Source organism: Pseudoalteromonas sp. Z1A2 (genome assembly GCF_011378755.1).
Taxonomy (GTDB): domain Bacteria; phylum Pseudomonadota; class Gammaproteobacteria; order Enterobacterales; family Alteromonadaceae; genus Pseudoalteromonas; species Pseudoalteromonas distincta.
The window spans coordinates 1-14351 of sequence record NZ_WTKX01000035.1 but is presented as its reverse complement, the minus strand read 5'-3'; the positions used below and the strand labels follow the sequence as shown (position 1 = coordinate 14351).

Here is a 14351-nt window from a genome sequence, read left to right as displayed (position 1 = left end):
GGTGCCAATATTAACGCTATGAAATATAAGGTGATTTTATTAAGTGGGAATTAAGGTGGGCAAAAATTACATTTAAATGAGTATGAGTTACATGCTTGGGTTACATATGTAACAGGTACAAACACCAGAGCCTGTAGGGCTTGCATTAAAAAAGCCGACAAAAGTCGGCTTAGAATAAAAATATGTTAGGTTACTTTTTCTTTTTAACCTTGGCCTTTTTCTTGGCTTTCATTTTTACTGGATCTTTACGCTTTTTAGCCGGCGGCTTAGCTTCTTTATGCTGTGGCTCAACACCTTTAATTACACGGCGTTTTAGTTTTTGTTCAACGTAGCGCTCTACTTTATACAAAATACCAATGTCGTGTGCTTCAACTAACGATATTGCAATCCCTTTTTTACCAGCACGGCCAGTACGACCAATACGGTGTACGTATACGTCGGCAGTGCGCGGCATATCAAAGTTAATAACATGGCTAATGTCAGATACGTCAATACCACGTGCGGCTACGTCGGTAGCAATTAAGATACGTGTTTTACCACTGTGGAAGTTTTCCATGGCTTTCATACGTTTGTCTTGTGGCATTTCGCCGCGTAACCAAGCTGCTTTAACGCCGTTATTGGTTAGCTCGCCAATCAGTGTTTCTAAACGCTCACGGGTTTTAACAAATACAATTGCTTTAGTCACGTCTGGACCATTTAAGGTATTTACTAAAAGCTCTAGTTTATGATGATAGTCATCGGCTAAATGTACCCACTGGTGAATTTTAGCTTTTTCTTTACGTGACGATTCAGCTTCTAATAGAGCTGGGTCGTTTAATGTTTTTTCAGCAAACCTTTCTACGCTGTCACCTTCGAGTGTTGCTGAGAATAAAAAACATTGGCGACGATTTTTAGCTTCGTCACAAATACGGCTCATTTCTTTTTTGAAACCCATATCTAACATGCGATCTGCTTCATCGATAATAAGCATTTCTACGTGTTCAGCATGAAAGTTTTCGGTTTCTAGGTATTCCATTAATCGACCTGGTGTGGCGATTAAAATATCGTTATTTTTTTCGAAAATTTCTTTATGCGTGCCGTAGTTAATACCGCCTGTTACTACACCAATTTTTAGGTGTGTGCGTTTAGCTAACAGTTCACATTGTTCATGAATTTGATAAGCCAACTCACGAGTCGGGGTCATAACGAGGACGCGCGCAAAACCAGGATCACGACGTGGGAAATCCAGTAAGTACTGAATAGCCGGAATTAAAAATGCCGCTGTTTTACCTGTACCAGTAGGCGCAGATGCTAAAATATCGCGCCCCTGTAGTGCTTCAGGAATAGCTTGTTGTTGAATGCTGGTTGGCGTCTCGTAGCCCATTTTATTAATGGCATCGAGTAGCTTGTTATCAAGATCAAATTCAGAAAATTGCATAGAGTGTCTAAAATAAGGGACAATTACCCTGATTATACGCGCTATGCTGCGCTTGGTGAATGAAAAGGTGAAAAAATGTCTGGTTTTGTATTTAAACAATTTAAAGTTGAACACGACCACTGTGCAATGAAAGTTTCTACCGATGGCATTTTGCTTGGCGCATGGGCTAATTTAAGCGGTGCAAAGTCATTACTTGATATAGGCACTGGCACCGGCTTACTAGCATTAATGTGTAAGCAGCGCAGTAATGAGCTTGATATAACTGCGGTAGAAATTGACGAAAGCGCCTATACCCAAGCATTACAAAATGTAGCTAATAGTCCGTGGCCAACAATAAGTATTAAGCACCAAACTATTCAAAGCTTTAGTAGTGAAGTTAAATTTGATGTTGTTATCTCTAATCCACCGTATTTTAATCACAGTTTAAAAGGCTATAATGCTGCGCGTAATACCGCGCGCCATACCGACGGCTTAAGTTTTGAAGAGTTAATAAATGCGTTTAAACGTTTAAGCCATAGCCGCTCTCGCTTTAGCTTAATACTCCCAAGCGTTGAAGGTGCATTATTTATTGAGCTTGCTACTCAAAATGGGCTTTATTTAAATACTCATTGCCAAGTAAAAGCCACGCCCAATAAAGATATTAGCCGCAGTTTAATGGCATTTAGCTACGTAAAAAGCGATATAGAAACATCAATTCTGTGTATTAGAAACTTAGATAATACCTACACTGCTGATTATATAGCCCTATGCAAAGCATTTTATTTGAAAATGTGAAGCAATTGTAAAATAGGAACGAATAACGCAAACTGACTAAAACCATTGTTGAGAACAGATATGGATAGTCAGTTACCAAAATCTTTTATAATTATACTTGCCGTATTACAGGCTATTGCTCTTACCCTTTTGTATAGCAGTATAGAAAATAATGTGTGGCCAGCAACAAGCCCTACATGGTTAGTCTCACTTATTACATTTTCTATGAGCTTTCCTTTATTAATGCTAATGACCGTTAATAAAAATAATATAAAAACGTCGTTGCTTTTAATCCTTCCTTTTTCCTTGTTGTTATCTTTATTGGGGGCGTATGTTGGCTTTCAGCAAGAGCCTCAAGAGTACGTAAGTAATAACACTTTAATGTCAGTTTTTATTTTTACTAGTTTAATAGCTGGCTTTAAAGGCCTTATGTACATACAACAATTTGGTAGCTCAGAAAATGTTAGTTACAGTCGTTTATTTAAGCTCTCTTGGCGTAATTTTATAATATTTGGAGAATGCTGGCTGTTTGTACTTATTTTTTGGGGAATTCTAAATTTAGGTGCGGCTTTATTTGATATTTTAGATATAGAATTTTTCTCTGAGCTACTAAGAAATGAATGGTTTTGGATCCCAACCTTAACGCTCGCATTTGCCTTTGCGAGTGTCATATTTAGAAAGCTTTTGAACATTGAAGATAATATCGCTTTTTTACTACAAACTTTAATTAAGTTTTTATTGCCTGTTTTATCAGTTATTTCTCTCGGTTTTTTAGCAACACTTCCTTTTACCGGACTCAATAAATTATGGGAGACCGGAAGTGGCAGTTTATTAGTAATGTGGCTGCAGGTGCTCACGTTGTTTTTTGTTAACACTGTTTATAAAGATGACTCATCAGTTCGCCCTTATCACATGCTCTTGCACCGACTCGTTTTTATAAGCGTTGCGTTACTTCCAGTTTATAGTGTTATTTCTGCCTATGGAATTTACTTACGGGTAGAGCAGCATGGGCTAACAGTAGATCGTTGTTGGGGCATTTTAATTTGGTTTTTATTGGCGTGTTTTTCGTTTAGTTATCTTGTTGGAATTATAACAAAGCGAGACAATTGGCTAGAGCCGCTTAGCAAAATAAATATTGTGATGGGGTGGGTGGTGCTCGTTAGTATGCTTGCTGTTAACTCCCCTTTATTAAATTTTCAAAGCTTATCTACAAACAGCCAAATAGCGCGTTTAGATGCAGATAAAGTAACAATAGAAAAGTTTGACTATTACTATTTTGAGTACAGCTTAGGTCGCCAAGGTTATTTAGCTATGCAGTTATTAAAACAGAAAATTGAAACGAGTCACCCAGAGCAATACGCTATCATCGATAGGATGTATGTAAATAATGAGTTTGCTTTAACGCTTGAACACACAGTCGATGATTTTATTGAGCGCAGTGTATTTTGGCCATCACAAGCGCTAATACCTCAAGGTTTAATAGAGGCAGTATTTTCTGAACAACATTTTTACGATCGTAACTCTTTAAAAGAACATACTTACTATTTCATTGGCATGGATTTAAACAAAGATGATGAACTCGATTTTATAGTGATTGACGAAAGTAATGAAAATATATCCGCATATTTCTGGTTATTCGACATGGGTAAGTGGCGCTCAAGGTATATGAATGTCGAAAATCCTGAAGAGATTAGATACTTTAAAAGCATGATTGATAATAACGAATTATCTTTAGTTGAGCCTGAATATTCAAATCTAAAAATAGGGGATGTTGTTTTTAAAGTAAGGTAATACGTTGCTTTGTTTTTTATGCTACAGATCCTTAAACCTAAACTAATGATTATTAGTTTAGGTTTGTTGTTATTTTAGGTGGGGCGCTTTGGTAGTGTGTTTATAAATCACCTGTTATGATTAAGTCATTAGTCACTTGATTTAAAGACAACACAATGAAAAAGTTAAATAAAATAGCATTACTTAGCACGTTAGCAGCCACCATTTTTGCAAGCCAAAGTGTGCTTGCTGCTATTACGCCAGTAGGCCTTTGGAAAACGATTGATGAGGATACAAACCAAGCTAAGTCGTATGTACGTATTACCCAAACCAACGGTGTATTAAGCGGCAAAGTTGAAACCATTCTTAACCCTGCAAAACAAAATGATATATGCAGTAAGTGTGATGATGAGCTAAAAGATCAGCCTATTTTAGGAATGACCATAATCACCGATGTAAAAGCACAAGATGATGGCGTATGGGGAGACGGTGGAATACTCGACCCAACAAATGGTAAAACCTACACCTTACAATTAACCCCGCAAGATGAAGGTAAAAAGCTCGAAGTGCGCGGTTACATTGGCTTTTTTTACCGAAACCAATATTGGCTAAGAGTTGAGTAAGTTTAACTACTTACTTAATTACTAAACGTTAAATAATTAAGCATTAACTGAAATCATTTTTGCGCTTTGCCTTTCTTACTCACTAAGCCTGCCATATTTAATTGGCATAAAATTTTGAGTAAATAAAAGGGTAAAATATGATTAAGTACATAGTTGCTTTAATAATGCTTAGCACACTGTTAATAAGCGGTGGGGCAAACGCAAAGGATGATGCGGTAAACACGGGCTGGTTTAATAACACGGCTATTAAAGGGTATGACAGTGTTGCTTATTTTACCCAAAATAAAGCCGTTAAAGGCAGCGACAAATATACGTTTAGTTATTTAGGTGCCAACTGGCATTTTTCGAGTGAAGAAAACAAAACGGCATTTGCAGAAAACCCAAAGCGTTATGCACCGCAATACGGTGGCTGGTGCGCTTATGCAATGGCTGATGAGGGGAATGCCGTAGGGATTGACCCAGAAGCATTTTATATTCACGAAGGTAAGCTTTACTTAAATTACAGCCAAAGCGTACAACAAAAATGGTTAAGTAATTTATTGCCGTACATTGTAATGGCTGATGGATATTACCCACAAACGACCAATGTTATGACGTTTCAATAAATTACTCATATTATTAGGGTCTGTTGAACTTTGCGGATTAAAATTTGTTCAAACTAGGGGCTATTTAATCGCGGCGCGAGATTTGTAACCTAGTGGGCTAAGTAAAAACCGAGCAAAGCTTCCGCGTCCTGCTCACGCCCCTTACCTACATCCATGTAGGCAACAAAGAGTTGATCGCCCCTAGAAAGAACCCAGAGGGCAGTGCATGTTTGGCATTTATGCTGCGTTATCGCCCATTTATGGGGAATAACCACACTGCATAGGCTCTGTCTTGCCTAAATACCAAACAGACTGCTGCAAATTTAACCTTAAAAGATCAACAGACCCTAGTTAAAAAGCCCGCAACTGAACTAGTTGCGGGCTTTTTACTTATTAGCTAATTAATTAAAGCGTTTCGCTATATTCAGTCATTACCTGTTCAACCCATGTTGCAATACGCTCATCGCTTAGCTCGTATTGGCTGTCTTCGTCGAGCGCAAGACCAACAAAATGTTTACCATCAGGGGTTAATGCTTTTGAGGCTTCAAACTCGTAGCTACTGTCATTTGGCCAAAAACCAAGTTGAGTAAATGTTTGCGTATTTATTTCATCGTGTAGCATGCCTAGGGCATCTTGAAACCACTGCCCGTAACCTTGTTGATCGCCCATGCCAAATAAAGCAATGGTTTTACCATTTAGGTTTACGTCGGCTATGTCGTCCCACTTTGACTCCCAGTCTTCTTGTATTTCACCAAAATCCCATGTTGAAATACCAAAGATGATAAAGTCGTACTGCTCTGCATTTTTTAGTGGCTCGTCTTTAATATTGTGCAGGGTAACTATATCGGCACCAATAATGTCGCGAATCTTTTCTGCTGCCATTTCGGTGTAGCACGTAGTAGAACCAAAAAATAAACCAATTTGCATCGTATTTATCACTGTGTAATTGCCTGATATGATAGGCTCAAGTTTACCGTAAGGTATTTTTAATTGATACCTTAGCAAAGCATGAGAGCATAATGTGACAACGCTATCTGACGATTCTTTTGAAAATAACAGCAGTATGAGCAGTAATAGCGACTACCTAGAAACCTTTTTAGATAGCCTGTACTTAGAACAAGGCGTAAGCGAAAATACATTAAGCGCTTATCGCAGTGATTTAGATAAGTTTTGCCTATTTTTAAAGGGCGAAAATTTAATGACGGTAACGGGGCTCGACATAGAAAGCTATTTAGCGCATCGAGTTGATTTAGGTTTAAAACCACGCAGTACAGCACGTAGCATTAGTGCGCTAAAGCGTTTTTATCAGTACTTTGTACGCGAAAAAATAATTAGTGATTCGCCCATGCTAAACATAGCTCAACCAAAAGCCGGACAGTCGTTACCTAAAACACTCTCAGAAGCTGAAGTTGAGGCATTGTTAAATGCGCCCAACACAGAAGAAGCGATGGGACTGCGCGACAAAGCCATGCTAGAGCTACTTTATGCAACGGGGTTGCGTGTAAGTGAGCTTGTTGGGCTTCGTATGGAGCAAATTAATTTGCGCCAAGCGGTGGTGTTTGTAAAAGGTAAAGGTAATAAAGAGCGCTTAGTGCCATTGGGTGAAGAAGCCATGTATTGGCTGGAGCAATTTTTAAAGGGTGGGCGTGCACAAATGATAAAACACGCCACCGATTTTGTGTTCCCATCTAAGCGCGGAGTAGGCATGACGCGACAAACCTTTTGGCATAGAATTAAACACTATGCTATTTTGGCATCAGTTGAGTCTCCATTATCGCCCCATACCATGCGCCATGCTTTTGCTACGCACTTATTAAATCATGGGGCAGATTTACGTGTGGTACAAATGATGTTGGGCCATAGCGATTTATCAACGACGCAAATTTATACCCATGTTGCCAATGAACGGTTAAAGTCGGTACACGCAGAGCATCATCCGCGAGCGTAAGTTTGAAAGTAAATATTATTAAGCCGGTCAATATATTAAGTATTTTTAGGATAGAGAGAAGTTATGAAAAAATTAATGTTAGCAGGTGCCATGTTGTGCACAAGTATTAGTGCATTTGCAAATGGCGTAGCTGTAACACCAGATGCTAATGATCCTATTATTACTAAATTTGCCGAGCTTGGTGTAACTGTAAAGCAAATTAACCCAAGCCCAGTAGCGGGTTTAAAAGAGTTGATCACTAATAAGGGCGTGCTTTACGCAAGTCCAGATGGTCAATTTTTAATGCAAGGTACGTTAATCGATTTAAATAATCGTAACAACTTAACAGAGCAAGCATTAAACGGCGTGCGTGTAGAGGGCATTAAAGAATACGAAGATTCGATGATTGTGTACAAAGCACCAAACGAAAAACACAGTATTACCGTATTTACCGACATTAGCTGTGGTTACTGTCGTAAATTACATCGCGAGTTAGACGATTTACTTGATGCGGGTATTACCGTTAAGTACCTTGCGTTTCCACGTGGTGGCTTACAAGGTTCAGGCTACGCCGATTTAATGAACGTATGGTGTGCACGCGATCAGCAAGAAGCACTAACAGAAGCTAAGTCGGGTACAAGCACTAAAGTAGTTGCAGGCTGTAGCGCACCGGTTGCAGAGCATTACCAGCTTGGTCAAAGCTTTGGTATTAGCGGCACACCTGCCATTATTTTAGAAGATGGTACGATGATCCCAGGTTACCAGCCAGCAGCAGCACTAAAAGCAGCATTAGATGCTAACAAAGCGTCGTAATACGTTTTATAGCTAATAAAAAGGCCTTAATGGCCTTTTTTTGTCTTTTTAATACGACCCAATAAGTTAAAACTCTGCATGAAAAAATTGATCATTGCGCGTGAAAACGTTGACGACTCGCATCTACCGAGTAATTTACACCCTGTAATTAAACAAATTTATGCTAACCGCAATGTATTTAATGCCGACGAGCTAAATAACAGCGTAGCTACGCTTCACGACTTTAAATTGTTTAAAGATATCGACAAAGCCAGCGATTTATTAATTGAAGCATTAAAAGCGCAAAGCCAAATATTAATAGTCGGCGATTTTGATGCTGATGGCGCAACAAGTACTGCAACATTAATGCAAGGCCTTGAGATGTTTGGCTTTAAGCATTTAGATTACTTAATTCCTGACCGGTTTAGCTTAGGTTATGGTTTAAGCCCCGCACTTGCAGAGCAAATAGTACAAATAAAGCCTGATTTAGTGATCACCGTAGATAACGGCATATCGTGTATTGCTGGTATTGATATTTTAAAAGCGGTTGGTATTAAAGTGCTGGTAACAGATCATCACTTACAAGGTGAGCAGCTGCCAAATGCCGATGCAATAGTAAATCCAAATAGGCACGAATGTAACTTCCCGTCTAAATCTATAGCAGGCGTTGGCGTTGCTTTTTACTTACTAATAGCACTGAGAAGCGTAATGCGAGACCTTGGTTATTTTGAGCAGCAACCGCCGCCTAATTTAGCTAACTTGCTCGACATTGTAGCGCTTGGTACGGTTGCTGACGTGGTCGCACTTGATGCAAATAACCGCACCTTAGTACATCAAGGTTTAGCACGTATTCGCAGTGGTAAAACACGCCCAGGCATTACCGCGCTTATTGAAGTGGCTAACCGCAATGCTGCGCGCTTAAGCGCAAGCGACTTTGGCTTTTCACTTGCGCCGCGTTTAAATGCAGCAGGGCGATTAGACGACATGAGTTTGGGTATAGCATGCCTACTTAGCACTGATATAAACCAAGCACGTAGTATTGCCAGCGAGCTCGATAGCTTAAACTTTGCAAGGCGCGAAATAGAACAAGGCATGCAAGCCGAGGCGCAAGCCGTGCTTGATAGACTCGCATTTAGCGACGATAACGTCCCTGACGCAATCTGCTTGTTTCAAGATGATTGGCATCAAGGTGTTATTGGCATTTTGGCTGGTCGCTTAAAAGAAAAATACCACCGACCAACCGTTATATTTGCTGGTGGCGAAAATGGTGAAATAAAAGGTTCGTGCCGCTCTATAGAAGGGTTGCACATGCGCGACTTACTCGAAGGGCTTAATACTGCTGAGCCACACTTAATTAATAAATTTGGTGGCCACGCAATGGCTGCTGGTTTAAGTATTAACGAGCAACACTTTAATGACTTTAAAAAAGCATTTGATGCTGCCGTGAGTGCGCAACTGAGTGAAGAAAGTAAACGCTGCGTTGTATTTACCGACGGTGAGCTGCCAAACGACTGCTTTACGATGGAGTTTGCTCAGCTATTAAAGCAATCGGGCCCGTGGGGGCAGCAATTTCCTGAGCCGGTGTTTGAGCACACCTTTGAAGTAATACAGCAGCGCATAGTCGGCGAAAAGCATTTAAAGCTGGTGCTAAAGCATCAATCAGGGCGATTAGTTGACGCCATTGCCTTTGGTATTGATGTAAAAGAATGGCCCGACACAGAAGCGAAGTTTGTAAAAGTAGCCTATCAACTCGATATAAATGAGTTTAGAGGTAAATTTACGCTGCAATTAATAGTTAGAGAGCTTGAAAAAGTGCACTAAAAAATATGCACAAATCATGCATAAAAGGCTAATAAAGCGCGCGGTTTTTTGTTAAAATCGGGCGTTTTTATCATTTGACGATAATTTGTTGCGAAAATCCCATGTAAAGGGGCGCAATTACCTAGCCATTTTGGAGTGATGTACATGTTTGAAGTGAATCCTGTGATTAACCAAATCAAGGAAATTCGCGAACGTACTGAATTGCTTCGGGGGTACCTTTGACTACGCTCTTAAACAAGAACGCCTAGAAGAAGTTAACGCCGAACTTGAAGATTCAGCCGTATGGAATGAGCCTGAACGCGCACAAGCGCTTGGCCGTGAAAAATCAGCATTAGAGGCTGTTGTTGAAACAATCGACAACCTTGTAGCCGGTACTGACGACGTTGAAGGTCTACTTGAACTTGCTGTAGAAGCCGAAGATCAAGATACCTTTGATGAAGCACAAAGCGAACTTAGCGATCTAAACGAGCAGTTAGAAGGTTTAGAGTTTCGTCGTATGTTTTCAGGTCCTCATGACTCAAACGATGCGTACCTTGATTTACAATCGGGTTCTGGCGGCACTGAAGCACAAGACTGGTGTAACATTCTACTTCGTATGTATTTACGTTGGGGCGAGGCTAAAGGCTTTAAAGTTGAGCTAGTTGAAGCAACTGACGGTGATGTTGCCGGTATTAAAGGCGCAACAGTTCGCTTTGTTGGCGAATACGCTTACGGTTGGTTACGTACAGAAACAGGCGTTCACCGTTTAGTGCGTAAAAGCCCGTTTGACTCAAGTGGTCGTCGTCATACCTCATTTGCTTCTGCGTTTGTATACCCAGAGATTGACGATAATATTGAAATTGATATTAATCCGTCAGACCTACGTATAGACGTTTACCGTGCATCAGGCGCGGGTGGTCAGCACGTTAATACCACCGAATCGGCGGTTCGTATTACTCACGTACCAACCAATACCGTAGTGCAGTGTCAAAACGAGCGTTCACAGCATAAAAATAAAGCCCAAGCGATGAAGCAGTTAAAAGCTAAATTATTTGAGCTTGAGCTACAGCAGCAAAATGCTGAAAAACAAACGCAAGAAGACGCTAAATCTGATATAGGGTGGGGTAGCCAAATACGTTCATACGTACTTGATGACGCACGTATTAAAGATTTACGTACAGGCGTTGAAAACCGCAATACCCAATCGGTACTTGACGGTAACTTAGATAAATTTATTGAAGCCAGCCTTAAATCTGGCCTATAACCACCAAGCTAATAAAGAGCTAAAAAATGACTGATAAAATCCAAGACGAAAACAAGTTAATCGCTGAGCGTCGCGGCAAGTTAGACGCGATACGCGAAAATTGCCCAGCCAACGGTCATCCAAACCAATTCCGTCGTGAGCATTACACGGCTGATTTGCAAGCCCAGTTTGGTGATAAGAGCAAAGAAGAATTAGTTGAACTACAAGAAGTTGTGTCTATTGCTGGACGTATTTTAGCAAAGCGTGGACCGTTTTTTGTAATTCAAGACATGAAAGGTCGTGTACAAGCGTATGCATCTAAAGATGTTCAAAAAGACCTTAAAGAAAAATATGGTCAGCTAGACACTGGCGATATTATAGGTGTTAAAGGCGCGTTAAATAAATCGGGTAAAGGCGATTTATACGTAGAAATGACTGAGTATCAATTACTAACTAAGTCACTTCGTCCGTTACCTGAAAAATTCCATGGCTTATCAGATCAAGAAACAAAGTACCGCCAACGTTATGTTGACTTAATTACTAACGAAGCAACGCGCGAAACATTCCGCATTCGCTCACAAGTAGTTGAAGGCATTCGTCGCTTTTTAGCAGACCGTGACTTTATGGAAGTAGAAACACCTATGCTACAGGTTATACCTGGTGGTGCATCTGCGCGTCCGTTTGTAACTCACCATAACGCGCTTGATATCGACATGTACCTACGTATAGCGCCAGAGCTTTACTTAAAGCGCTTAGTGGTAGGTGGTTTTGATCGTGTATTTGAAATTAACCGTAACTTCCGTAACGAAGGGTTATCTACACGTCACAACCCAGAATTTACAATGATTGAATTTTACCAAGCATACGCTGATTACATCGACCTGATGAACATCACCGAAGATATGCTACGTACTGTTGCAGAAAACGTACTAGGTAGTGCAATTGTAGTTAATACAACTAAGGACGAAAACGGCGAAGTTATCGATTCAGTTGAATACGACTTTGGTCAACCGTTTACACGTTTAAGTATGGCGGATGCTATCTTAAAATATAACCCTGAGTTTGATGCTGCAGTATTTAACGACCCAGAAAACCATTTTGAAGAGTTAAAAGCGTACGCTAAACAAGTGCACGTTAAAATTCCTGAAAACTGTGTTTGGGGTCCAGGTAAGTTTCTTTGTGAAATATTTGAAGAAACAGCAGAGCACATGCTTATTCAACCTACGTTTATTACTGGTTACCCGTGGGAAGTATCACCACTTGCACGCCGTAACGACGAAAACCCATTTGTTACCGACCGTTTTGAGTTTTTTGTTGGCGGCCGTGAACTTGCAAATGGTTTCTCTGAGCTTAACGATGCACAGGATCAAGCTGAGCGCTTTACTCGTCAAGTTGAAGAGAAAGACGCAGGCGATGATGAAGCAATGCACTACGACGAAGACTACATACGCGCACTAGAGTACGGCTTACCGCCAACGGCTGGTGAAGGTATTGGTATTGACCGTTTAGTAATGTTGTTTACTGATTCATCAACAATTAAAGACGTTATTTTGTTCCCGCATATGCGTCCACAAGCTGACTAAGCTTTAGTAGAACAAAGTAAGTTAATAAACGCCGCTTAATAGCGGCGTTTTTTTTACTTATAATTAGTGTTTTAATTAATAAGTACTACACTAAAAATTAAAGGTAATTATTAGTGCTGATTAATGTGCAATTCAGCTTCACTAACTTATTGTTATTGGAAGTTTTTAATATTAAAACTAACAGTGCTATAACTTTTTAGTATGATTGTTTTTTAAACATATGTTGTGTTTGTACAAAGGTTTTAGCTAGAATACGCACGAAATTTACACTGCTGGTATTTAGCAGTTAAATATAGATTCTTAAAGGACTTAGAATAATAGTATGAAAGACAAACGAGTAGATGATTTATCAGAAGAATGCACATCAGAGCAAGAACGAAACGCTTACTACCGTGCTTGTATCGCTGAATTTCAACAATTAGGTTACCAAGAACAGTATTTGGCTCAGTTAACTGATGACTTAGTTCCCGTGCTAGGTGTTAATCCTTCAAATAAAAATACGTAACCCGCTTAAATTTCAAACTAATTACACTTTTAAACCAAGCATATGTGCAATCTGTAACCATATAGTCGTTTTTGGTAGAAAAGTGTTTGACATATTTTCTGAAATCTTTATTATACGCCCCACAAGACGGAGAGGTGTCCGAGTGGCCGAAGGAGCTCCCCTGCTAAGGGAGTATAGAGTTTGTAGCTCTATCGAGGGTTCGAATCCCTCCCTCTCCACCATTTCTTTTAATGGCGTGTTTTGTACAATTTTAAAGTATGGGTGCATAGCTCAGCTGGATAGAGTACTCGGCTACGAACCGAGCGGTCGGAGGTTCGAATCCTCCTGCGCCCACCATACTTTAATAACTCGCTTAGAGTCTAAATAAGCAAACTATAAAGTGGGTGCATAGCTCAGCTGGATAGAGTACTCGGCTACGAACCGAGCGGTCGGAGGTTCGAATCCTCCTGCGCCCACCACTTTATAGACTCTCACTTAGAGTAAAAATAAGTAAAACTCTCACTTAGAGTAAAAACAAGTAAAAATGAAAGTGGGTGCATAGCTCAGCTGGATAGAGTACTCGGCTACGAACCGAGCGGTCGGAGGTTCGAATCCTCCTGCGCCCACCACTTTCATGTTTTCATACACTTTTAAGTGTAAGAAAAATAAACCGATGGAAATCGGTTTTTTTATGCCTGAATTAATACGCTCTGCTTAGAGTTTAAATAAGCAATCTATGAAAGTGGGTGCATAGCTCAGCTGGATAGAGTACTCGGCTACGAACCGAGCGGTCGGAGGTTCGAATCCTCCTGCGCCCACCACTTTCATAAACAAGCCGACATTAAGTCGGTTTTTTTGTGCCTAAAATAAAGTGAAGTGAAGTGAAGTGAAGTGTAGGTTTAGGTGAATTGAGAACCAAGCAGTCGGAGGTTCACTCTTACAAGATACGTCCTGCGCCCACCACTTTCATAAACAAGCCGACATTAAGTCGGTTTTTTTGTGCCTGAAATAAAGTGAAATGTAAGCTACCACTCCTGTAGCCGCAGAGCTTGCTCGCGTGAGAAGCGCCAGCTTCTAATTACTTACCACCGATATAACTGATACTTTATTTACGAGCTTCGTTCGTCGCGTCAGCAAGCTGTAAGCCTACAAGTAAAACCAGTGCTAATCGTTAAATCCAAACTCCGAGCTTATTCATCTGTGGTAGACGCTGAGCTTGCTCGCGTGAGAAGCGACAGCTTCTATCCCCCCCTCAAAAATATAATTTATAAGATTTTATTCGTTGGCCCCCTGTGTCAGGATAGTTGTCGCCTCTAACTTTTAATAGAGGCAGATAAAATGAGACGTCGATTTACACAAGAATTTAAAGTTCAAG

General features: G+C 40.2%; 12 protein-coding genes and 5 tRNA genes. 15 read left to right on the top strand and 2 right to left on the bottom strand.

What is annotated here, in order from left to right; all coding sequences use genetic code 11:
* Positions 1-190: 190 nt before the first annotated feature.
* Positions 191-1417: an ATP-dependent RNA helicase SrmB gene (gene srmB / locus GQR47_RS18305; protein ID WP_002961405.1), complete on the bottom strand. Its 1227-nt coding sequence runs from the start codon at positions 1415-1417 to the stop codon at positions 191-193.
* Between the two features lie 75 nt (positions 1418-1492).
* Here srmB and GQR47_RS18300 point away from each other — a divergent pair, with 75 nt between their 5' ends.
* From GQR47_RS18300 to GQR47_RS18285, 4 genes are all read left to right on the top strand, one after another.
* On the top strand, positions 1493-2191 hold the full coding sequence (locus GQR47_RS18300; RefSeq protein WP_165724259.1) for a methyltransferase: 699 nt from the start codon (positions 1493-1495) through the stop codon (positions 2189-2191).
* 60 nt (positions 2192-2251) lie between these two features.
* Positions 2252-3961, top strand: a complete 1710-nt coding sequence (locus tag GQR47_RS18295) for a DUF4153 domain-containing protein (RefSeq protein WP_165724258.1) — start codon at positions 2252-2254, stop codon at positions 3959-3961.
* Positions 3962-4116: 155 nt separating this feature from the next.
* Positions 4117-4563: a DUF2147 domain-containing protein gene (locus GQR47_RS18290; protein ID WP_165724256.1), complete on the top strand. Its 447-nt coding sequence runs from the start codon at positions 4117-4119 to the stop codon at positions 4561-4563.
* A gap of 137 nt (positions 4564-4700) precedes the next feature.
* Positions 4701-5168 carry a YHS domain-containing (seleno)protein gene (locus tag GQR47_RS18285; protein ID WP_165724255.1) on the top strand — a complete coding sequence of 156 codons (468 nt, stop codon included), beginning with the start codon at positions 4701-4703 and terminating at the stop codon, positions 5166-5168.
* Positions 5169-5552: 384 nt separating this feature from the next.
* On the opposite strand, the gene fldB is transcribed toward GQR47_RS18285, so the two are convergent.
* The gene (gene fldB / locus GQR47_RS18280; protein WP_086999384.1) at positions 5553-6074 is read right to left on the bottom strand and encodes a flavodoxin FldB; all 522 of its coding nucleotides are present in this window, start codon (positions 6072-6074) and stop codon (positions 5553-5555) included.
* 94 nt (positions 6075-6168) lie between these two features.
* Between fldB and xerD the strand changes: the two genes are divergently transcribed.
* The 11 genes from xerD (at position 6169) to GQR47_RS18225 (ending at position 13797) form a co-directional block, all read left to right on the top strand.
* Positions 6169-7095 (top strand): site-specific tyrosine recombinase XerD, encoded by a 927-nt coding sequence (gene xerD, locus GQR47_RS18275; protein ID WP_002961416.1) that lies wholly within the window; start codon positions 6169-6171, stop codon positions 7093-7095.
* A gap of 63 nt (positions 7096-7158) precedes the next feature.
* Positions 7159-7887: a bifunctional protein-disulfide isomerase/oxidoreductase DsbC gene (gene dsbC, locus GQR47_RS18270; protein WP_002961417.1), complete on the top strand. Its 729-nt coding sequence runs from the start codon at positions 7159-7161 to the stop codon at positions 7885-7887.
* 78 nt (positions 7888-7965) lie between these two features.
* Entirely contained in the window at positions 7966-9687 is a 1722-nt protein-coding gene (recJ, locus tag GQR47_RS18265; protein WP_165724253.1) for a single-stranded-DNA-specific exonuclease RecJ, read from the top strand.
* Between the two features lie 144 nt (positions 9688-9831).
* A protein-coding gene (gene prfB, locus GQR47_RS18260) for a peptide chain release factor 2 (RefSeq protein WP_100218355.1) occupies positions 9832-10930 on the top strand; the annotation gives its coding sequence in 2 pieces (ribosomal slippage) (positions 9832-9906 and positions 9908-10930; 1098 coding nt in all).
* A gap of 26 nt (positions 10931-10956) precedes the next feature.
* Positions 10957-12492 carry a lysine--tRNA ligase gene (gene lysS, locus GQR47_RS18255; RefSeq protein WP_002961420.1) on the top strand — a complete coding sequence of 512 codons (1536 nt, stop codon included), beginning with the start codon at positions 10957-10959 and terminating at the stop codon, positions 12490-12492.
* Between the two features lie 322 nt (positions 12493-12814).
* Positions 12815-12997: a hypothetical protein gene (locus GQR47_RS18250; RefSeq protein ID WP_010553261.1), complete on the top strand. Its 183-nt coding sequence runs from the start codon at positions 12815-12817 to the stop codon at positions 12995-12997.
* 128 nt (positions 12998-13125) lie between these two features.
* A tRNA-Ser gene (locus GQR47_RS18245) sits at positions 13126-13218 on the top strand.
* A 38-nt stretch (positions 13219-13256) separates the two neighbouring features.
* A tRNA-Arg gene (locus GQR47_RS18240) sits at positions 13257-13333 on the top strand.
* 45 nt (positions 13334-13378) lie between these two features.
* Positions 13379-13455, top strand: a tRNA-Arg gene (locus GQR47_RS18235).
* Positions 13456-13528: 73 nt separating this feature from the next.
* Positions 13529-13605 (top strand) — tRNA-Arg (locus tag GQR47_RS18230).
* Positions 13606-13720: 115 nt separating this feature from the next.
* Positions 13721-13797 (top strand) — tRNA-Arg (locus GQR47_RS18225).
* Positions 13798-14351: the final 554 nt, after the last annotated feature.